The organism is Gordonia phthalatica, from assembly GCF_001305675.1.
In the GTDB taxonomy this organism is placed as follows: domain Bacteria; phylum Actinomycetota; class Actinomycetes; order Mycobacteriales; family Mycobacteriaceae; genus Gordonia; species Gordonia phthalatica.
The window spans coordinates 1,337,728-1,356,381 of sequence record NZ_CP011853.1 but is presented as its reverse complement, the minus strand read 5'-3'; the positions used below and the strand labels follow the sequence as shown (position 1 = coordinate 1,356,381).

Here is an 18,654-nt window from a genome sequence, read left to right as displayed (position 1 = left end):
GACCGTGAAGTCCCGGCGTGCAACGATCAGATATGCCCGACACCCCGTACCTGTTCGTCGACGTCGACCGCCTGGAGCGGAATGTGCAGTCCATGGCGTCCTGGGCCGCCGACCACGACGTGGTCCTGCGTCCGCACGCCAAGACCCACAAGTGCGCGGAGATCGCGCAGCGGCAACTGGAGGCGGGTGCCGTCGGGCTGACGGTCGCGACGATCGGAGAGGCGGAGACCTTCGCCGAAGCGGGCGTCGTGGACCTGTTCATAGCCTATCCCCTGTGGCTGTCCGGGAGCAGGGCCCATCGACTGCGCACCCTCGCCGGCCGCGTGCGCGTGTCGGTCGGCATCGACTCGGCCGACGGCGCACGGCGGCTCGCCGCGGGCCTGACCGACACGGACGTCCGCGTCCTGGTGGAGGTGGACTCCGGCATGCATCGCAGTGGTGTGTCCCCCGATGGCGTGGTGGAGGTGGCGACGGCCGCCCGCGACGCGGGGCTCGACGTGGTCGGCGTCTTCACCTTCCCCGGCCACGGGTACGGTCCCGGTGCAGCACGCGACGACGCCGCGAAGCAGGAGGCGGCCGCCCTCTCGGCCGCGGCAGAATCGTTGCGCAACAGCGGTTTCGACGTGACCGTCGTCAGCGGCGGTTCCACCCCGACGGTCCGTCTCGCCGACGCAGGCGTCGTCACCGAACTGCGGCCCGGCGTCTACGCGTTCGACGACGCCCAGCAGTTGGAGTTGGGCAGCGCGACCGTCGACGACATCGCGCTGACCGCGGTCTCGACCGTCGTCAGCCGGTCCGGCGACCGCATCGTGCTCGACGCGGGCAGCAAGATCCTCGGCGCGGACCGCCCGGCGTGGGCCACCGGATACGGGCGGCTCCTCGATCACCTCGACGCCCGGATCGTCTCGCTGTCGGAGCATCACGCGGTGGTCGACTTCCCCGCCGGCAGCACAGTTCCGTGCCTCGGCGACGAGGTCCGGGTGATCCCCAATCACGTGTGCAGTGCGGTGAACCTCGTCGACGTGCTGTACGCGGGAGCGACGCCCGGCGACGACGTCGAACCGTGGCCGGTGATCGGTCGCGGCGCGAACGCCTGACCGACGGCCTACTCGTCCACCGGGCCGCCGCCCTCCACCAGGGCTGCGATCCCGCGGACCCCGGACGGTGTCACCGTGACGCTGCGCGGGACAGTGCCGCGGACGATCCAGCCGAGCTCGAAGAGGCGATCGGTGATCGCCGTCCCCAGCGGTCCGGCGAGGTGGTGCGCCTGCTCGGTCCAGTCGACGCAGTAGCGCAACGGTCTCTCGGTGGACAGCACGGCCGGTGCGACTCCCCATCGTCGGAGTGCTTCCGCGCCGACCGCGGTGAGGCGGTACTGCCTGCCCTTGCCCGCTGACGACAGTTCGTCGTCGCCCGTCTCCGGGTGGTGCCGACCGTCGCCTCCCACCACCCACTCGGCCACGAGGATCCGCTGAAAGAAGTCCACCCCGGCCTGGCCGGCGAGATGGCGGTAGCAGGTTCGCGCCGTCCGCACCGCGTGGGCTCGGGTGTGCTGACGCAGGGAGGTGATGGGGGTGCGTGGCGCGAGGGCGGCTAGAGCCTCGAGGACACCTTCCACCTCGTCACCGGCGAGCCGATAGTAGCGATGGCGCCCCTGCTGCTGGACGGTCACCAATCCGCGGCCGAGCAGGACCGCGAGGTGATTGCTGACGGTGGACGCCGAAACCCCCGCTTCTTCGGCCAACCGGCCCGCGGGCAGCGCACGGCCGTCCGCGAGTGCCATCAACACGCGTGCGCGGCGGGGGTCGGCGAAGGCAGAGGCGACCGAGGCGATGTCTGGCTCCCCCGACTGCGCTTCCGCCTCGGTCGAAGCATTCTGTCCGGTCATGACTCGACTGTAGGCCCGATTCGCTTCGACGAGCGCTGAAGCGTTCTCGCCTCACGATTGAACGCATGACTTCCGATCGATCCCGCTCGCTCACCCTCGCACTGTGCGGCGGCTACTTCCTGGTTCTCCTCGACGTGACGGTGGTCAACGTCGCCCTGCCGCGGATCGACGCCGTTTTGGACGCGGGCAGCACGGGGCTGGCCTGGGTCGTCGACGCCTATGCGATTCCGTTGGCGGCGCTGCTGCTGCCCGCCGGAACGGTCGGCGATCGCATCGGTCATCGGCGGGTCGTCCTACTCGGATTCGGCACCTTCGGCGCGGCCTCCCTCGTCTGCGCCCTCGCGCCGACCATCCAGGTGCTCATCGCCGCGCGCGCCGTCCAGGGCGTCGGCGCGGCCACGGCCCTCCCCGGAACCCTCGCGCTCCTGGTGCAGGGTGCGCTGAACGAACGCGCCCGGTCGCGTCTCGTCGGCGTGTGGGCGGCGATCGGCGGGGCGGCCCTGCCCGCCGGGCCGGTGATCGGCGGACTGCTGGTTCAGGTCGCGGGGTGGCGTGCGGTGTTCTGGCTCAGCGTCCCCGTCATCATGCCGGCCCTAGGCCGTGTTGCGACTGTCCGCCGACCGCCGGGCATCGGACTCGGAGCGGAGCGTGAACTGGTCTGCGGCGGCCCTGCTCGTCATCGGTCTGACCTGTGCGGTCTCCGCGATCATGACGGTCGCTGCGAGCGCTCCGGCGGCGACGCTGCTCGCTCTCGCCGCCGGTGGTGCACTGACTGCGCTCCGAGCGGTCGAACGCCGCTCACCGCACCCGCTGCTGCCGATTCCACCGGGTGCCCGCAGACCGCTCGCAGCAGCGTGCCTGGTCGCCGGCGTGATGAATCTCTGCGCCCTCGGCAGTCTGTTCCTGCTGACGCTGGTCCTTCAGGACGTTCAGGGCCGCGATCCACTGGCTGCGGGACTGCTCGTCCTCCCCGCCATGCTTCCGCTGCCGCTGCTCGGCGCTCCCGCTGGGCGTCTGGCCACCCGCATCGGGGTGTGGCGGATCAGTGTCCTCGGCCTGATCGTGGCCGCGGTCGGTCTGGTCGGGATGGCGATGACGATCGACGGCGCCGGCCCGTTCACGCTCGCGATCGCCTTGGTGGTGTGGGGCATCGGTCTCGGTGTCCTCACGCCCGCCATCGTCGCCGCTGCTCTGCGCGCGGTCCCCGACCTTCCGGGTCTCGCGGCCGGAGCGAGCAATACGAGCCGCCAGACGGGTGGGGCCCTCGGCATCGCGCTCTTCGCCGCGCTGGCCGGACCGTCCGGAGCGGCGTCGTTCCCATCGAACGCCGCGAATCTGTTCGTGGGCTCGGCCGTCGCGTTCGTCGTCGCAGCCGTCGCGTGTCTCACGATGGTGCGAGTTCACTCGTAAACGCCTTCGACGATCCAGGCCGTCTCCCGGTAGCAGAGGAGCAGGGCGCGAGCGTCCTCCACCAGGACCTGCGCGCGAGCCGCTCCGCCGCCGAAGGGCCAGGGTCCTGCCCACCAGTGCACTCGATACCGTCGTGCGCCCACGCGCACCATGCTCGGCGGAGCGCTGAAGGCTCCTCGTGCGGTCACCACGACCGGATTCCCCTCCGCATCCGTCATCTCCGCGTCGGTCTGCGTCAACAACGACGGCGACGGCCTGGCCAGCCGGTCGGGCCAGGCCGCCGCCGGGTCCCGCGGCGGTTGCGGGGCGTCTCCGAACGCCACCAACGCCACCTGCTCGGCGGGCCCGCGGCCGCCACTGCGCACCGGGATCCGAACGGACTCGCCGCCGAGCAGTCCCTGCACGCGCACCAGCGCCCTGCGAGCGCCGTCGCCGAGACCGCCCGCGACGTCGTCCGGCAGTCCCGCCCCCGCCAGCACGTGCTGCAGCGCGCCGGGATCCACCACTTCCACCGGTTCCAGCACCAATCGCGCGATCGGCGAGTCCGGCCCCTCATCCACTCCTCTGCCGCTGCTTCTGCCGCGGCCGGTCAACCATCCCTCCAACTGCCACCGGATGCGATCGACCGTCGCCTCCGGCGTCAGCGGCTCCGCGCAGCGCCAGGTCCTCGAGTGTCGCTGTCCGCGTTCGGTGAACGCGTGAACCGTCAGCCGGGTGCAGGCCAGCGCCGCCGACGACAGGCGCTCGTGAAGTTCCTGGGCCATGCGCCTCCCGAGGAAGGCCGCGGCGTCGACCCGTTCGATCGGTGGATCACAGACATGCTCCACCTGCAGGTCCGCCGGGATCGGCGCACGACTGGGACGTCGTCCCGGAAGTCCCCGAGCCAGCCGGTGCGCGGTGATCGCATCGCTGCTGAACCGTGAGGCGACGTCCGCCGCGTCGAGTGCCGCGAACGCTCCGAGGGTCCGGATCCCCAATCGCCACAGCAGGTTCACGAGATCGTCGCGGCCCGGGCCCGTCAACGACGATTCGATCACCAGATCCGACACCGGCCTGCCGGCCAGATAGTCGGCGTCGGCACCTCGCGGCACCGTCTGTCCCGACCGTGCCGCGAGCACCGCGGTGTACAACTCGTCCGCCACGCCCGCGCGGGCGGTGACCCCGCCCGGCACCACGACGCCGAGCCCGTCCCCCTCCCGACTCCGTCCCACTTCCGCCACCACGTCCGAGAGCCGTTCGGCCAGGTCCTCCTCGCTGCCGAAGAACCGCGCCGCACGGTCGGCCGCCACCACCAGCAGTCCCGGCCGCAGCACCTCGGTCATCGGCACCACGTCGGTCACCGCGGCGACCACCGGGTCGAACAGCCGTCCGTCCCGTGCGGGATCGTCGTCGTACACCGCCAGCCGAGGACAGAGCGACTGCGCCTGCCGCTTCTTCATCCCCCGCCGCACACCGTCGACCCGCGCGGCGTGCGAGCACGCCTGGACCCGACCCGCCCGCAGAACCGCCACCGGTTCCCCGGGCGACCGTCCCGCCGCCGCAGCCGCCGCCGTCGTCGGCCAGTCCGGGCACCACAGTGCCAGGACCCGTCGTCCGTCGGATGGTCGTCCCCGGGGATCCGAGGCCGATCCGCCGGTCAATTCGCCACCGCCAACGATGGACGCGGCGCCTCCGCCCCGGCACCGCCGGCCGCGGCGACCGCTTCGGGCCTGGCCAGGTGCATCACCCCGTCCTCGCCCAGGCCCGGCACCACGAGATCGAACTCCTCGCCCACCGGCCTGGCTCCCGGCGCCGTCACCTGAACCTCCACGCGGAAACCGCCGATCCGTCCGTATCCGCTCCGTCGCAGCGGCAGGTGCCGGTACTCCCGGACCTCGCCGCGCACGCGCGTGGCGGTCCCGGGCCACGCACCGAGCACCATCAACGTCGACGACTGCTTGCGGGCCCGTCCGCTCAGCACCCGCGCTCGCGCCGGCGTCACCGACATCCCCGTCGCACCGAGCCGGTCCTCGAATCCCAGCACCACCAGGTCGATCCCGTCGAGCAGCACCGCAGCCACCTCCAGTCGATCCACCCCGGGCTCGTTCACGACCGCGATCCGATTCAGGTCGGCGCCCATCTCCATCGCCGCGGCCAGATTGAGTCGCGGCAGCCCCACCAGTGCCACCGTCGCTCCCGCACGACTGGCCTCGGCGATGATCGACATCGGAATCACCGACGCTCCGGAGACCGACGCCACCGCACCGCGCGGCAGCCCCCGCTTCGGAAACAGCGGCATCAACACCTCCGGTACCGCCACCACCCCCGACGACAGCACACCCGACGCCGTCCCGGCGAGGGCTCCCGTCTCACCCGACAGTCGACTCAACCGCTGCCGCAGATCCTCGATCTCACCGGCCTTCTCCGCTGCACCCATGGAGCTTCCCCTCGTCGTGTCGGACCCGCGTCCGACGCCTTCTGACCTCGATCGTCACGACTGGGAAGAAGCCGCTTTCTCGAACTTTTGTTCGATGGTAAGACCCCCCTCTGACAATCGTCAATGGAGCAGGAAACCCCCACCTCAGAGATACTTTTTCGCCTCTCCAGTCACAGCCCGGAGAAGCCGCGAAAGCCTCATGCTCTACCATTCGGTGCCATGCAGAACCGCGCGCTTCCGTTCGCCGTGATCATCGCCTCCGTCACCGCGATCGCCGTCACCGCGCTCCCCTGGTTCAACCTCAACCGGATCGGCATCGAGATCTCCTGGAACGGTCTCGGCATCGCCAGCGATCAAGTCCTCGATCTCGCCCCGAACGGCCGCGGCTGGCTGATCGTCGCCGCCTGCGTCATCACCGGACTCACCGGCCTCGTGGCACTGATGCCGTCACCGTCGGCCAAGCCCCTCGCCCGAATGATGGCCGGAGTCTCGACCGGCGCCTCCGCCCTCGCCACCCTGGTGCCGATCGTCATCTGGATCTGGCCGTCGTGGTACTTCGGCTCCTTCCAGGATCACCTCGAACTCCCCGACGACGCCCCGATCGGCGTCAACAAACTGATCCTCGGCTTCCTGATCCTGACCCTGATCCTTCTCACCGGACTCTGTGCGGGACTGTTCATCGAACGCAGCGAAGGGCTGGTCGCTCGACAGCAGGACCGGCGCACCTCCTCGCGACGCTGACCCGGCGCCGACTCACTCCACGGGAAGAGGCTTGACCCGCACCGGCGACATCACGTGGGAGACGACGATGGAGCACACTGCGCCCGCGGCGAGGATCGACGCGAGCACGATGATCTGAAACCGCCCGGCCTCGAGCGGTGACAGACCGCCGAAGATCGCACCGACGAAAGCGCCGGGCAGCGTCACCAGCCCCGTGGTCTTGGCCTGATCCGTCGCCGGAATCATCGCGTGATGAACCGCTTGTCGCGCCATCGACGCGGTGGCCTGCCGCGGCGTCGCGCCGAGTGCCAGCCACCCCTCCACCTCGCTCCACCGATCGACAATCGCCTCGTTGAGCCGACGTCCGGTCAGCGTCGCGGTCGTCATCGCATTGCCGACGACGATGCCGGCCAGAGCCAACGTGTACCGGGCCGTCAGCTCCAGCGCACCGGTCCCGAAGACGATCAACAGCACCGCGCCGACACCCGCACCCATGCCGAGCGCGACGGTGCCGACGGCAGGCAGCAGCGGTCCGCCGTTCGCCGTCAGTCGACGTGCCGCGGTGACCACGGCGACGCCGAACATCGCGGCGATTCCCAGCGCCACCAGCGCTCCGTGTGTGATCACACCGTTGAGGACCAGGCTCAGAACCGTCAGCTGCAGGAGTCCCCGGGCGACGGCCCAGACCGGTGCCCATCGCTGCGGAACGCCGTACCACCACAGTGCGGAGGTCGTCAGCACCGCCAGCAGCACCACGCACACCAGGGTGTTGAGCGGCGCATGCAAGGAAGACATGCCACTCATGAAAGCACTTCAGAACAGGGTCAGTTCGGACACCTGCGTCTCCGCGCGCACAGCGGGCGGCACCGTGGCCGTCGCCTCGCGATCCGCATCGTCGGCACCCGTCCCACTCCCCAGTCCGTGGCGGTCCACCAACGGCGACATCCGGTTCCGCAGCGACAGCGCGTAGTCGGCGGACACGAATCCGCGTCGGCCGTACAGCGACCGGTAGCGGCGCACCAGCGCCGGATGCTCGTCGCCGAGCCATTCCAGGAAGTCGGCGCCCGATTCGTTGTCGAGTTGCATCGGCGACACCGAGACCCGTGCGGCACCGGCCTGCGCGAGCGCCTCGAGCAGCTCGTCGAGCTGCGCCGACCCGTCGGCCAGGAGCGGCGGCAGCGGCGCGATCCGGATATGCGGAGCCAACCCGGCCGCGGCCAGGGACTCGACCATCCCCAGCCGCGCCGCGGGTGTCGCCGCCGCCGGGTCGATCCGCGCCGCGAGCCCGGGATCGAGCGTCGCGAGCGGAATCGACACGGTCACCGGCACCGATCTGCCCACCAGTCGCAGCAGTGTCAGATCGCGCAGCACCAGCGGCGACGACGTGTAGAGCGCGATCGGCGTCTCCGCCTCCGACAGCACCGACAGCACCTGCGGCATCAGCCGGTAGTGCTCCTCGACGGGCTGGTACGGATCGTCGACGACGCCGAGGGCGACGGTCTCGTGCCGCCATGACCGTCGTCGGACCTCGCGGCGCAGGACCGCGGCGGCATTCATCTTGACCTGCAGCACGTCGGCCGACCGTTCGATCGTCGACGCCGCGAAGGAGTGTCGGTGCTTCCGATCACTGGTCACGGATTGGAGCATGGTGCGCGCCAACACCTCGTGCACTCGAACGCCCGGCGCCTCGGGAAGAATCGTGGACCTCACCAAGTCGCCGCACACCAGTTCGGGTAGCGCCGTCATGCGATCAATCCGAACACATGTGCGATGTCCGCGTCAAGGGGGACGGTGGAGACGCGAACCCGTCGGAGCGGACAGATATCATCGGGCCATGACTTCCCCCACCCCTGCGCCAGGACCGTCGTATCTGGTCGCCGGGCGCTACCGCCTGATCAGGAGGATCGGCCACGGCGGCATGGGCGCGGTGTGGTTGGCGCACGATCAACTGCTGGACCGCGAGGTCGCAGTGAAACAGGTCCTGACCACCAGCGGGATGGACCACTCGCAGGCCGAGACCTCTCGTGCACGCGCTCTCCGCGAGGGACGCCTGGCCGCACGGCTGTCACATCGCAACGCCGTCTCGATGCACGACGTCGCCCTCGACCGTGACGAGCCGTGGCTGGTGATGGAGTACGTGCCGAGCAACAGCGTGGCCGACATCCTGCGCGACAACGGCACCATCAGTCCGATCGAGGCGGCGCAGATCTGCGCACAGGTGGCCGACGCGATCTCCGACGCGCATGCGGCGGGGATCATCCATCGCGACATCAAGCCCGCGAACATCCTGATCGCCACCACCGGCCGCAACGTCGGGCTGGTGAAGATCACCGACTTCGGCATCTCCCGTGCGAAGGGCGACGCGACCATCACCCAGACCGGCGTGGTGACGGGCACCCCCGCCTATTTCTCGCCCGAGGTGGCACGCGGCGAGGAGCCGGGCGAGGCGTCCGACGTCTACTCGTTGGGGTCGACGCTGTACACGATGGTCGAGGGCACGCCGCCGTTCGGCAACGAGGAGAACTACATGGCGACGCTGCATCGCGCGTCGCTGGGACAGATCAATCCGATCGTGCGTGCGGGCGCGCTCTCGTCGATCCTGCTGCAGTTGCTGGAGCCGAATCCCGCGAACCGTCCGACGATGGCGCAGGCGCGCGACCTGCTCGCCGAGTTCGCCGCGAGCACCCTGGGCAGCACGGACACCGTGCTGACCGGCCTGGTTCCGACCGCCCCGATGTCGGCGCAGCGTGCGAGCGAGACGCTGCCGCCGCCCGACGCGGGCACCTCGTATCCGAGCCGTCCGGCAGTCGAACGCACCGCGGTGTCGACGCCTTCCGGACCCCGGTATCCGACCTCCGGTTCCGGCGAGCACCCGTCCACGCGAGTGGCCTCGGGCGTTTATCACCCTTCCGTCTCGTCCCTGGGCTCGACGCCGTCGTACCCCGCCCCCACGTCACTGCCCGGCAACTACACCCCCCCGCCGACCGCCTACCAGCAGCGGCAGCAGCAGGGGTCGAACGGCAACATGAGCCTCGCCGCCGCGGTCTTCGCCGTCTTCGTGCTCCTGACCGCGATCGCTGCGGGAATCATCATCCTGGCGATGTAGCGCATTCGGCGACGATGTCGGCCAGAACTCCCGCCGCGCGCATCAGCGACAGCAAGCGCGCGGTGAGGTCGGCTCGCCGCGCGTCGAGCGCCGCGTGCGACGCCGAGGCCTCACCGAGATCGTCCAACGCCCGCAACGCCGCGCGGATGTCCGGGATCCGGTGGCCGGCCGCCCGCAGGACTGCGGTGATCCGCGCCTGGCGGATCGCCGCAGTCGGGTAGCGACGCGCCGACCCCGCCGCAGTCCGAACCCGCACCGGAGCAACCAGCCCCTCCTGCTCCCAGAACCGCAGAGTGGAGGCTCGCACACCGAGAGCGGTCGCGAGGTCGGTGATCGTGAGCTCGTCGGCGGCACCGCCGGCCGCACCGTCGTCGGGCTCGGACTCGATCGCCCGCAGTGCACACCGGGCGGCCTCCACACGGTCAATCTCCCGACGCAGAGTCAGGTGCAGATCGGCGATCAAGACCACCGCCTCCTCGGTCGACGACACCCTGATCCGTCGCATCACCGCACGTGACTCGACCGGTCCCACGGCCTTCGCGAGTGCTCGATACGCGACGAGGTCACGGACGTGGACAGCGTCGAAACCGCGATAACCATTGTCTCTGCGCATGGCTGGGGCGATGACTCCGAGCGCTTCGAGGTCGCGGACCTGCTGCACCGAGCAGCCCACCGATTCGGCGACCTGCGAGGTGCTCATCCAATCCGCCTGCTCCACAAACCCTCCATCAGCACTTCAACTACATACTCGAACCATGATGGAACAACTACTGACGACGATGCGCGGGTTCGAGGGAGTCCTCGAGGTGGCGCCGACCGAGGGCGACGGCACGCCGGAGATCGCGTGGGGTGACCACTTCTTCTACTACGCGCCCGACGGCACAATGCCGCGACGACAGCCGTACGCGACGATCGTCACGAAGAACTACCCCGACGACTCCGCTTCCGACCTCGATCGACCCGGTCGGTATCGGCTCAACATCCACGTCGGTCGCGAGAACGTCCCCGACAGCGACACCATCGATCACGCCGAAGCCGACGTCATCCTCCCGCACCCGGTGTACGCACGTCAGGGATGGGTCTCGATCGTCAATCCCGGACCGCGGACCGCGGCCGTCGTCGTCGAACTCCTTCGCCTCGCGCACGCCGACGACCGTCGGCGCGTCACCCGATCTGCCGATTGACCGCCCACCGGGTCAGCGCGTTCCGGTTGGACTGCTGCGTCTTGCGCAGCACGTTGGAGGCGTGCGTCTCGACGGTCTTCACCGAGATGAACAGTTCTTCCGCGATCTCGCGGTAGGTGTACCCGCGGGCCAGGAGTCGGAGAACCTCCATCTCACGACGGGTCAGCGAGTCCAGCTCGGGATCGAGTTGCGGTTCCGGAACCGGCGATCGTCCGGTGAAGGAGTCGAGCACGAATCCGGCCAGCCGCGGGCTGAAGACGGCGTCGCCCTCCGCGACCCGGCGGACCGCGTCGGCCAGTTCCGCGCCGTCGATGGTCTTGGTGACGTATCCCCGAGCTCCGGCGCGGATGGTGGCGATGACGTCGGTCGCGGCGTCGGACACGCTGAGCGCCAGGAAGACCGGCGCGTCGGAGCCGAGGGCGTCGGTCACGCCGCGGAGCACCGCGACCCCGCCGCCTCCGGGCATGTGCACGTCGAGCAGGACCACGTCGGGCTTCGTCTCCACGATGCCCGCGATCGACTCGGGTACGGTCCCCGCGTCGCCGATCACCTCCAGCCCGTCCTCACCGGCGAGTTCGGTGCGCACCCCGGATCGGAAGACGCCGTGGTCGTCGACGAGGAAGACTCGATAGGTCATTGCTGCTCCAACTTTTCGGGGTGGTCGTCGTCCAGTATCGGCGATGATCCGCCGCGGCGGGTGCGCGGCAGCTTCAACGCGACGTTGGTTCCGCGCCCCGGGGTCGACGTGATGCGCGCGGTGCCGCCCGCGCGTTCCATCCGCGCGCGGATCGACTTCGCGATGCCCTGGCGGTCGCTGTCGACCGCATCGGGGTCGAAGCCGACACCGCGGTCGCGGACGAAGACCTCGATCTGCTCGTCGTCCACCTCGCAGTAGACGTCCACCTTGTCGGCGCCGGAATGCTTGGCCGCGTTGACGACCGCCTCCCTGGCGGAGGCCACGAGGGCCTGCAGGCTGTGCGCGATCTTCTCGTCACGCAGCTCGTCGGGTGTCACGTCGCCGACGGTGACGGTCTCGATCTCCAGCCCGTACGCGTCCTCCACCTCGGCCGAGACCGCGGCGATCGCGGCGGCGAGGGACTCGTTGCGCCGCGCCTGGTCGCCGAACAGCCACTGCCGCAGCTCCCGCTCCTGACGCCGCGCCAACTGGGCGACGACGTCCGGCTGCGCGGCGCGCTTCTGGATCAGCGCGAGGGTCTGCAGCACCGAGTCGTGCAGGTGCGACGCGATCTCCTCCCGCTCCTGATTGCGGATGCGCGCCGCGCGTTCGGCGTTCAACGACCGCCACATCCGCATCCACAGCGGGACTGTGAGCAGGACGACGCCGAACAGCGTGCCCAGCACCGCGAGCAGCGTCGGGTTCATCCCTGCCAGGGCCGTGTCCGGGGCGGCCACCAGCACGATCAGGCCGCCGACCACCAGGACCGCGCCGGCCGCGAGTCGCAGCCACGTGATGAACCCGCTCCGGCTCGACGCCCCGGTGACATCGACCTCGCGCCACACCAGCGCCGCGCCGCCGAGCACCACGATGAGCGCGAGCAACGTCGACGCCGGCGCACTGGATGCGACGAATCCGTTGGCCAGCAACACGATCACGCCCAGAACGACGAGTCCCTGCGCCTGCCTGCGTTCGCGTGGCGAGCCCGGTCCGACGTCGTCGCCCGTCGGGCAGAGGAACCACAGCAACCCGTACGCCGCGACACCGGCACCGGCGAGCGCGGCGAGGACGACGAAGACCACGCGCACCCGGAAGACGTCGACGCCGAGGTGATCGGCGATGCCGCCGCACACCCCGGCGACGACCTTGCCGCCGCTGCGTCGTCGCATGCGGTCGGGCCGTTGGATGTCTGTCGTGCGGGTCATTGATTCGATACTGGCACGGACCCGCGCATCACACATCAGGGAGCATCTCAGGGTTGTACCCGATTTGTTTCCGCCCACAGAGCGACAAGATCGATGGCATGGACACCGACACCCTGCTCGACCTCTGGAACACCAGACCGGTCCGCCGTCGCCACGGGAAATCCGTCGGCGGCGTCTGCACCGGCATCGGCATGCGCTACCGCATCGATCCGACGCTGGTGAAAGTGGCCTTCGTGGTCGCCGCGCTCTTCGGCGGCAGCGGCATCTTCCTCTACATCGCCTGCCTGATCGCCCTCCCCGCCGAGGACGAGACCGCGCCCCGCCGTCTCCACGCCCGTACCCACCGCCACTTCAAGGGCATCCACGACATCCCCTGGTACTGGATCGTCCTGGCCGTGATCGCGGTGGTCACCCTCGGCAACATGGGCTCCTCGTCGCCGTTCTGGGGAGGCAGCGGATTGCTGGGGCTGCTCCTGATGCTCGGCGGGTGGTGGCTCCTGTATCAGCGCACGCCGCAGGCACCAGCGGGCACCAGCGCCGACCAGCTCCGGCCCGCCCACGCGGCGGAGGTCGTGGACCAGACCGTCGTGACGCCACCCGTGTCCGAGTACCCGCCGGTGGCCGTCCCGGTCGCTGAGTCGGCCACTGTCCCGTTCACGGCGGGTGAACCGCCCGTCGCTCCGCCGCGCGACGACTCCCCGCCCGCCTGGGATCCGCTGGGCGCCGCGCCGTTCGCGTGGGATCTGCCGGAACCGATACCGCCCCCGGCACCACCGGTCTACAAGCCGCCGCGTTCCCCGTTGACGCCGGTCTTCGCGGGCCTGGCGCTGATCGTCGCGACCGTCGGCACGGCCATTCACGTGGTCGGCGGCGTCGAATGGTTCACCGTCGGACGCATCGCAGCACTCGCACTGGCGGTCCTGGGCGTCGGCATCCTGGTCGACGCGCTGCAGCGACGGCCCGCGGGCGGTCGGGCATCCGGTCTGGTGCCGCTCGCGATGATCGTCGGGGTGGTCGCCGTCGTCGCGACGCTCTTCGCCTCGGGTCGGCCGGGGCTCCCGTCGGGCGGCATCGGCGAACGCTCGTGGCACCCGCAGGGCGTCGAACAGCTCGCCGGGACATACGAGTTGACGGTCGGCAACAGCACGCTGAACCTGCGCGATCTCGGTCCCCTCGATCACGACCGCACGGTGGTCCTCCGGCAGGGCGTCGGTCAGATCACCGTCCTGCTGCCCGACGACGTCCGCGTCAAGACCGAGTGCACCACGACGGTCGGCAATCAGGTCTGTCCCGAGGGCGTCGTCAACCCGGATGCGAAGACTCCGACCCTGACCATCAAGGCCGATCTCTCGCTCGGCAACGTGGAGATGAAGTGATGAAAGATCAGTACACCGACCCCGCGGACTCCGACGCTGACGCGCACGCGCGGCACCGATCGGTGATGATGGCGCTGACCGCGCTCATCACCATCGTCGTCGCCGCGTGGTGCCTGGCCGGCGGTCCGCTCCTGTTCCGCTCGGACACGGTGCCGTGGGCGCTCCTCGCAGTCGGCGTCGTCGTCGGCGTGGGGCTCGTGGCCAGTGGCTTCCGGCGTAACCAGTAGCGACCCCGGCCCAAAGAGACAGCGCAGAGATCCGGCATCGGATCTCTGCGCTGTCGCACGCTTCAGGGAGCACTCACTCCCATTCGATGGTGCCCGGCGGCTTGCTCGTCACGTCGAGCACGACGCGGTTCACGTCCGGCACCTCGTTGGTGATGCGAGTGGAGATGGTCTCGAGGACCTCGTACGGCAGGCGCGTCCAGTCCGCCGTCATGGCGTCCTCACTGGAGACGGGGCGCAGCACGATCGGGTGACCGTAGGTGCGGCCGTCGCCCTGGACGCCGACGCTGCGGACGTCGGCCAGCAGCACCACCGGGCACTGCCAGATCTGGCCGTCGAGGCCCGCGGCGGTCAGTTCTTCACGGGCGATGAGGTCGGCCTTGCGGAGCAGGTCGAGGCGGTCCTTGGTGACCTCGCCGATGATGCGGATGCCGAGACCCGGGCCCGGGAAGGGCTGGCGCGCGACGATCTCCTCAGGCAGGCCGAGCTCGCGGCCCACCGCGCGGACCTCGTCCTTGAACAGGAGTCGCAGCGGTTCGACGAGTTTGAACTCGAGGTCTTCGGGGAGGCCGCCGACGTTGTGGTGGCTCTTGATGTTGGCGGTGCCGCTGCCGCCGCCGGATTCGACGACGTCCGGGTACAGGGTGCCCTGAACCAGGAAGTCGACCTTCTTGCCGCTCGCGGCCTGGTCGCCCAGCACCTCCGACACCGCCCCCTCGAACGACCGGATGAACTCGCGGCCGATGATCTTGCGCTTGGTCTCCGGGTCGGTCTCGCCGGCGAGGTGGCCGAGGAAGATGTCCTCGGCGTCGACCGTCACCAGGCGTGCGCCGGTCGCGGCGACGAAGTCGGTCTGGACCTGCTCGCGCTCACCGGCGCGCAGCAGTCCGTGGTCGACGAAGACACAGGTCAGTCGGTCGCCGATGGCGCGCTGAACGAGCGCGGCAGCGACGGCGGAGTCCACACCGCCGGACAGGCCGCAGATCGCGAGGCCCTCGTCGCCCACCTGGGCGCGGACGTCGGCGATCAGCGACTCGGCGATATTGGCCGCGGTCCACGTCGGCTTCAGTCCGGCGATCTCGTACAGGAAGCGGGTCAGCACCTCCTGGCCGTGCGGGCTGTGCAGGACCTCGGGGTGGTACTGGACGCCGGCCATCTGCTTCTCGACGCACTCGAACGCCGCCACCGGTGCGCCCGGGGTCGACGCGGTGACGGTGAAGCCGTCGGGCGCCACCTGCACGGCGTCGTTGTGACTCATCCAGACCGGCTGGGTGTCGGGCAGTCCGCGGTGCAGCGTGCCCTCGCCGTTCGGCGTCAGCGTGGCGCGACCGAACTCGCGGCCGCCGGTGTTGGCGACCTCTCCACCGAGCGCCGTCGTCATCTTCTGGAAGCCATAGCAGATGCCGAAGACCGGGATCCCCAGGTGGAACATGCCCTCGTCCACGGCCGGCGCATCGTCGGCGTAGACCGAGGCCGGTCCACCGGACAGGATGAGCGCTGCCGGATTCTTGGCTTTGATCTCCTCGAGACTCGCGTCGTGCGCGATCACTTCCGAGTAGATCCGGGCCTCGCGGACGCGGCGAGCGATCAGCTGCGCGTACTGGGCTCCGAAGTCGACGACGAGTACAGGACGCGGGTGGTCGGGGGATGTTTCCGTCACGGTGAGCAGTGTACTTGCCTCCCTTCCTCCACGAGGAAGGAGATACCTGGCACGAATCACCCTCTCGATGTACGGTTTATTACCGTACGCAGAGGAGGACCCGTGGCATCGAAAATGACGAGCCGGATCGAAGTCCGTGCCGAGGATGAATTGATCGCCCTCATCCGCCGGGCCGCCAACGCCGTTCACGAGCCCGCCTCCGAGTTCGTACGAAAAGCCGCGCTGGCTCGCGCGGACATCGTCTTGCGGGAAGACCTGATCACCGTGATGTCGGCGGAACAGTTCGACGACATGGCGGCGTCGCTCGACACCGCGGACGAGGCGGTCCGGCTGGCCGAGGAGTCCCGTCGCCCTCGCGTGTTCAGTCGACGCTGATCGAATGCGCTTCGAATCGGGCGAGCTGCAGAGCAGCCATGTCCTCACGGAGTTCGACTGCACCCAGAGGTCCCTGAACGACTGGCTTACGACATCCGCACACCGCGCGAACACCAGCGGCACCGCAAAGGTCTATGTCTGGACCGCCCCGCCCAGCGCCACCGTCCACGCCTACTTCGCGATCTGCCCGACGGAGGTCGTGCGTGAGCAGGACGGCATCAGCCGCAGCATGTCCGGCGGACACTCACGCATTCCAGGGTTCCTCCTCGCTCGCCTCGCGCTCGACCGATCGATCCACGGCGCAGGCTACGGCGGGCAGCTGCTCCTCGACGCGATCGAACGCATCGTCGCAGCATCAGCGATCAGCGGCGGACGACTCATCGTCGTCGACGCGATAGACGACGAAGCAGCACGGTTCTACGAACGCTTCGGGTTCATCCGGGTCACGCACCGGCCGAGACGGCTCGTCATGAAGGTCGCGACGGCAGCCGCCGCACTGCACACATAGGCCCCAAGTACCTGTTGCGAAATCGACGGCAGCCGGAGTTGCCCCAGACTTGTCGAGTGCCACGCACCCCCTACTGTGTCGATGCGAATCAATCCACATAATTCACTTTATTTGGACATTCCACTGAAATTTCCCTCGGTCTGGGTCAGCATGGTCCAGACAATCACCGACATGGGGGAGAACAGTCTTGAGAACCTTCGACAAGTTCGACATGAGCCGCGCGGAGACGACTTTCGTCGGCATGCTCATGAACGGACACATCTGTCTCTGGCGCGACGGCGAACCGTCGATCTGGGCGATCCGTGACCGTCAGGAGTACGACGAGCTCCTGAACGCTTACACCGCGGGCGACATCGGGGCCGTGGCCTTCCGCGACGGCTACTACCGCACGACCGTCGACCTCGACACGACCTCGATGGTCGGCTGCTTTCACATTCGCAGGTCACTCGGCGAAGGCGGCACGTACGGCGTCGGTCATTTCGTGCAGCTGTCGGAGCCCGACGCCGACATCGCCGACCAGGTGACCTGGACGCAGGCGATCCGCCACACGGTCGAGATCGCCGTCGACGCCGCCTCCGACTACGCAGCCGAGCGAGGCGCGTATCTCATCGTCAGCGGGCACGACGTCGACGGGCCGGCGGTGACCCTGGGCAGGGCGTACCGCGAGGGCGACCACCTATCGATCATGTTCGCCAAACCCGCGCCCGGGACGGAGCGGTGGCTGGGAACCACCGGGCCGGATCCGGTCAAGTTGGTCGCCCGGATCGACCCGCACAGTCGCGGCGAGATCGGCGAACTCGCGCGCAGTGCACTCGAGGCGTGGGGAATCACGCCGTGGGACGTCGTGCTGACCGTCGTCTCGCCGATCGAGCAGGCCACCGGATCCATGGTGCCGTTCGAGAAGCACCCCGCGTGGGCGTCCGGATGCAGCACCGACACGTGACATCCCGCACGAAACGCAGTCACTGACCGCCACAGCTTCACCTTCACTCCATGGATCACACGAATCCGATCGACATGACTGACCAGCAGGGGGAACACATGACCACGGACAACCAGCTCGACCCGACGATCGACGACCTCGACCCGGAGACCTCCGTCGTCGTCACACTCGGCTCACCGCTCGGAGGGCGGATCCGAACGTGGAACGACGACGTCGCACAGACATGGATCGTCGAGGATGTCGAACATCTCGAGAGGTTGTGGGCGACCGGCGCGATCGGGACCGCGTCGCTCCAGCAGGCGGGCCACCACCGCGACGTCGGTGTCCTCGACACCGCGAATCACATCCTGTGCGTCACGACGACGACACCCATCAGCAAGTTCGGCGGGTTGATCGAGGGGCACGAGCACTTCGCGTTGAAACCCGCACCGTCGACCAAACTGACGAAGAACGCCAGGAAACAGCGGTGGGAGGCCTTCGAAGACTTCCTGGTCACCGCGACCTCGCACGCCTTCGACCGCGGCGAGACCCTGGTGATCGGCGGTCCCGATCCGGACGGTCCGTCGGTGACGATCGGTCAGATGTACCGGAGTTCCCGGCGGATCTGGGCAATCTCGGCGGCGCCGGCCCCGTTCGCCGAGCTCTGGCCGGTGCCCCGCCCCGATGAGCGAGACCGCGTCACGACGCTCGCGAAGTTCAATCCGATGCTCGCGCTGCACACCGCCATGCGCACCACCGACGCCCTCCGCTCCTGGGGCGTCGATCCGTACGACGCGACCATCACGTACGTCCAGCCGATCGAGATGATCACGGGCCGACTGTCGGCGCATTCGCTGCTCGACGATCCCGTCGAGGCGTAGCCCGTCTCCGGAGTCACATCCGGCGTTGGTGGGCGGCGACTTCACTCGCCGCCCACCGACGAAATACCCTGTTCACGTGACTGACTCCTTCCCCGACACCACG

Annotated in this window: 20 protein-coding genes and 1 pseudogene; 12 read left to right on the top strand and 9 right to left on the bottom strand. The window is 69.2% G+C overall.

Annotated elements, in window-relative coordinates:
• The first annotated feature begins 32 nt into the window (after positions 1 to 32).
• On the top strand, positions 33 to 1,097 hold the full coding sequence (locus tag ACH46_RS06360) for an alanine racemase (protein WP_062392177.1): 1,065 nt from the start codon (positions 33 to 35) through the stop codon (positions 1,095 to 1,097).
• Positions 1,098 to 1,105: 8 nt separating this feature from the next.
• Here ACH46_RS06360 and ACH46_RS06355 read toward each other — a convergent pair whose 3' ends face one another.
• Positions 1,106 to 1,888 carry an ArsR/SmtB family transcription factor gene (locus tag ACH46_RS06355; protein WP_062392176.1) on the bottom strand — a complete coding sequence of 261 codons (783 nt, stop codon included), beginning with the start codon at positions 1,886 to 1,888 and terminating at the stop codon, positions 1,106 to 1,108.
• 65 nt (positions 1,889 to 1,953) lie between these two features.
• Here ACH46_RS06355 and ACH46_RS21915 point away from each other — a divergent pair.
• Together ACH46_RS21915 and ACH46_RS21770 are read left to right on the top strand one after the other, a co-directional pair.
• A pseudogene (locus tag ACH46_RS21915) lies at positions 1,954 to 2,481 on the top strand (MFS transporter); the annotation flags it as partial.
• A gap of 55 nt (positions 2,482 to 2,536) precedes the next feature.
• Positions 2,537 to 3,298 carry an MFS transporter gene (locus tag ACH46_RS21770; protein WP_062392175.1) on the top strand — a complete coding sequence of 254 codons (762 nt, stop codon included), beginning with the start codon at positions 2,537 to 2,539 and terminating at the stop codon, positions 3,296 to 3,298.
• On the opposite strand, the gene ACH46_RS06345 is transcribed toward ACH46_RS21770, so the two are convergent.
• Both ACH46_RS06345 and ACH46_RS06340 read right to left on the bottom strand, forming a co-directional pair.
• A complete protein-coding gene (locus ACH46_RS06345) occupies positions 3,289 to 4,938 on the bottom strand; it encodes a DNA polymerase Y family protein (RefSeq protein WP_062392174.1) in 1,650 nt (549 codons plus the stop codon). The genes ACH46_RS21770 and ACH46_RS06345 overlap by 10 nt on opposite strands.
• The gene (locus tag ACH46_RS06340; protein WP_062392173.1) at positions 4,935 to 5,714 is read right to left on the bottom strand and encodes a hypothetical protein; all 780 of its coding nucleotides are present in this window, start codon (positions 5,712 to 5,714) and stop codon (positions 4,935 to 4,937) included. Before ACH46_RS06340 ends, ACH46_RS06345 begins: the two co-directional genes overlap by 4 nt.
• A 219-nt stretch (positions 5,715 to 5,933) precedes the next feature.
• Between ACH46_RS06340 and ACH46_RS06335 the strand changes: the two genes are divergently transcribed.
• Positions 5,934 to 6,455, top strand: a complete 522-nt coding sequence (locus ACH46_RS06335) for a hypothetical protein (protein ID WP_062392172.1) — start codon at positions 5,934 to 5,936, stop codon at positions 6,453 to 6,455.
• Between the two features lie 12 nt (positions 6,456 to 6,467).
• Here the strand turns inward: ACH46_RS06335 and ACH46_RS06330 are convergent, their stop codons facing one another.
• Together ACH46_RS06330 and ACH46_RS06325 are read right to left on the bottom strand one after the other, a co-directional pair.
• Positions 6,468 to 7,229 (bottom strand): ABC transporter permease, encoded by a 762-nt coding sequence (locus tag ACH46_RS06330; protein ID WP_062392171.1) that lies wholly within the window; start codon positions 7,227 to 7,229, stop codon positions 6,468 to 6,470.
• 18 nt (positions 7,230 to 7,247) lie between these two features.
• Complete coding sequence (locus ACH46_RS06325) at positions 7,248 to 8,069, bottom strand: radical SAM family protein (protein ID WP_226995784.1); 822 nt, start codon at positions 8,067 to 8,069, stop codon at positions 7,248 to 7,250.
• A 199-nt stretch (positions 8,070 to 8,268) separates the two neighbouring features.
• On the opposite strand from ACH46_RS06325, the gene ACH46_RS06320 reads away from it, so the two are divergent.
• Positions 8,269 to 9,540, top strand: coding sequence for a serine/threonine-protein kinase (locus ACH46_RS06320; RefSeq protein WP_062392169.1), 1,272 nt, complete (start codon positions 8,269 to 8,271; stop codon positions 9,538 to 9,540).
• On the opposite strand, the gene ACH46_RS06315 is transcribed toward ACH46_RS06320, so the two are convergent.
• Positions 9,524 to 10,240: a MerR family transcriptional regulator gene (locus ACH46_RS06315; protein ID WP_062395056.1), complete on the bottom strand. Its 717-nt coding sequence runs from the start codon at positions 10,238 to 10,240 to the stop codon at positions 9,524 to 9,526. The two genes, ACH46_RS06320 and ACH46_RS06315, sit on opposite strands and share 17 nt — an antisense overlap.
• A gap of 58 nt (positions 10,241 to 10,298) precedes the next feature.
• Between ACH46_RS06315 and ACH46_RS06310 the strand changes: the two genes are divergently transcribed.
• Entirely contained in the window at positions 10,299 to 10,724 is a 426-nt protein-coding gene (locus tag ACH46_RS06310) for a DUF6194 family protein (RefSeq protein WP_062395054.1), read from the top strand.
• On the opposite strand, the gene ACH46_RS06305 is transcribed toward ACH46_RS06310, so the two are convergent.
• Positions 10,705 to 11,361, bottom strand: coding sequence for a LuxR C-terminal-related transcriptional regulator (locus ACH46_RS06305; RefSeq protein WP_062392168.1), 657 nt, complete (start codon positions 11,359 to 11,361; stop codon positions 10,705 to 10,707). The genes ACH46_RS06310 and ACH46_RS06305 overlap by 20 nt on opposite strands.
• Positions 11,358 to 12,605: a PspC domain-containing protein gene (locus ACH46_RS06300; protein WP_062392167.1), complete on the bottom strand. Its 1,248-nt coding sequence runs from the start codon at positions 12,603 to 12,605 to the stop codon at positions 11,358 to 11,360. The genes ACH46_RS06305 and ACH46_RS06300 overlap by 4 nt, the downstream gene beginning before the upstream one ends.
• Positions 12,606 to 12,703: 98 nt before the next feature.
• Between ACH46_RS06300 and ACH46_RS06295 the strand changes: the two genes are divergently transcribed.
• Together ACH46_RS06295 and ACH46_RS06290 are read left to right on the top strand one after the other, a co-directional pair.
• On the top strand, positions 12,704 to 13,981 hold the full coding sequence (locus tag ACH46_RS06295) for a PspC domain-containing protein (protein ID WP_062392166.1): 1,278 nt from the start codon (positions 12,704 to 12,706) through the stop codon (positions 13,979 to 13,981).
• The gene (locus ACH46_RS06290; RefSeq protein WP_062392165.1) at positions 13,981 to 14,208 is read left to right on the top strand and encodes a hypothetical protein; all 228 of its coding nucleotides are present in this window, start codon (positions 13,981 to 13,983) and stop codon (positions 14,206 to 14,208) included. The genes ACH46_RS06295 and ACH46_RS06290 overlap by 1 nt, the downstream gene beginning before the upstream one ends.
• Positions 14,209 to 14,281: 73 nt before the next feature.
• Here the strand turns inward: ACH46_RS06290 and guaA are convergent, their stop codons facing one another.
• The gene (gene guaA / locus ACH46_RS06285; RefSeq protein WP_062392164.1) at positions 14,282 to 15,865 is read right to left on the bottom strand and encodes a glutamine-hydrolyzing GMP synthase; all 1,584 of its coding nucleotides are present in this window, start codon (positions 15,863 to 15,865) and stop codon (positions 14,282 to 14,284) included.
• Between the two features lie 102 nt (positions 15,866 to 15,967).
• Between guaA and ACH46_RS06280 the strand changes: the two genes are divergently transcribed.
• From ACH46_RS06280 to ACH46_RS06265, 4 genes are all read left to right on the top strand, one after another.
• Complete coding sequence (locus ACH46_RS06280; RefSeq protein WP_226995783.1) at positions 15,968 to 16,240, top strand: type II toxin -antitoxin system TacA 1-like antitoxin; 273 nt, start codon at positions 15,968 to 15,970, stop codon at positions 16,238 to 16,240.
• A gap of 4 nt (positions 16,241 to 16,244) precedes the next feature.
• Positions 16,245 to 16,748 (top strand): GNAT family N-acetyltransferase, encoded by a 504-nt coding sequence (locus ACH46_RS06275; protein ID WP_062392162.1) that lies wholly within the window; start codon positions 16,245 to 16,247, stop codon positions 16,746 to 16,748.
• A gap of 187 nt (positions 16,749 to 16,935) precedes the next feature.
• A complete protein-coding gene (locus ACH46_RS06270; RefSeq protein WP_062392161.1) occupies positions 16,936 to 17,691 on the top strand; it encodes a hypothetical protein in 756 nt (251 codons plus the stop codon).
• Between the two features lie 98 nt (positions 17,692 to 17,789).
• Positions 17,790 to 18,551, top strand: coding sequence for a hypothetical protein (locus tag ACH46_RS06265; protein ID WP_157851016.1), 762 nt, complete (start codon positions 17,790 to 17,792; stop codon positions 18,549 to 18,551).
• Positions 18,552 to 18,654 lie beyond the last annotated feature (103 nt).

Coding starts and splice junctions, on each gene's coding strand:
- ACH46_RS06355 (WP_062392176.1), bottom strand. CDS start 1,888: ATGACCGGACAGAATGCTTCGACCGAGGCGGAAGCGCAGTCGGGGGAG.
- ACH46_RS06360 (WP_062392177.1), top strand. CDS start 33: ATGCCCGACACCCCGTACCTGTTCGTCGACGTCGACCGCCTGGAGCGG.
- ACH46_RS06315 (WP_062395056.1), bottom strand. CDS start 10,240: ATGAGCACCTCGCAGGTCGCCGAATCGGTGGGCTGCTCGGTGCAGCAG.
- ACH46_RS06320 (WP_062392169.1), top strand. CDS start 8,269: ATGACTTCCCCCACCCCTGCGCCAGGACCGTCGTATCTGGTCGCCGGG.
- ACH46_RS06265 (WP_157851016.1), top strand. CDS start 17,790: ATGACCACGGACAACCAGCTCGACCCGACGATCGACGACCTCGACCCG.
- ACH46_RS06275 (WP_062392162.1), top strand. CDS start 16,245: ATGCGCTTCGAATCGGGCGAGCTGCAGAGCAGCCATGTCCTCACGGAG.
- ACH46_RS06330 (WP_062392171.1), bottom strand. CDS start 7,229: ATGTCTTCCTTGCATGCGCCGCTCAACACCCTGGTGTGCGTGGTGCTG.
- ACH46_RS06295 (WP_062392166.1), top strand. CDS start 12,704: ATGGACACCGACACCCTGCTCGACCTCTGGAACACCAGACCGGTCCGC.
- ACH46_RS06290 (WP_062392165.1), top strand. CDS start 13,981: ATGAAAGATCAGTACACCGACCCCGCGGACTCCGACGCTGACGCGCAC.
- ACH46_RS06340 (WP_062392173.1), bottom strand. CDS start 5,714: ATGGGTGCAGCGGAGAAGGCCGGTGAGATCGAGGATCTGCGGCAGCGG.
- ACH46_RS06335 (WP_062392172.1), top strand. CDS start 5,934: ATGCAGAACCGCGCGCTTCCGTTCGCCGTGATCATCGCCTCCGTCACC.
- ACH46_RS06300 (WP_062392167.1), bottom strand. CDS start 12,605: ATGACCCGCACGACAGACATCCAACGGCCCGACCGCATGCGACGACGC.
- ACH46_RS06310 (WP_062395054.1), top strand. CDS start 10,299: ATGGAACAACTACTGACGACGATGCGCGGGTTCGAGGGAGTCCTCGAG.
- ACH46_RS06305 (WP_062392168.1), bottom strand. CDS start 11,361: ATGACCTATCGAGTCTTCCTCGTCGACGACCACGGCGTCTTCCGATCC.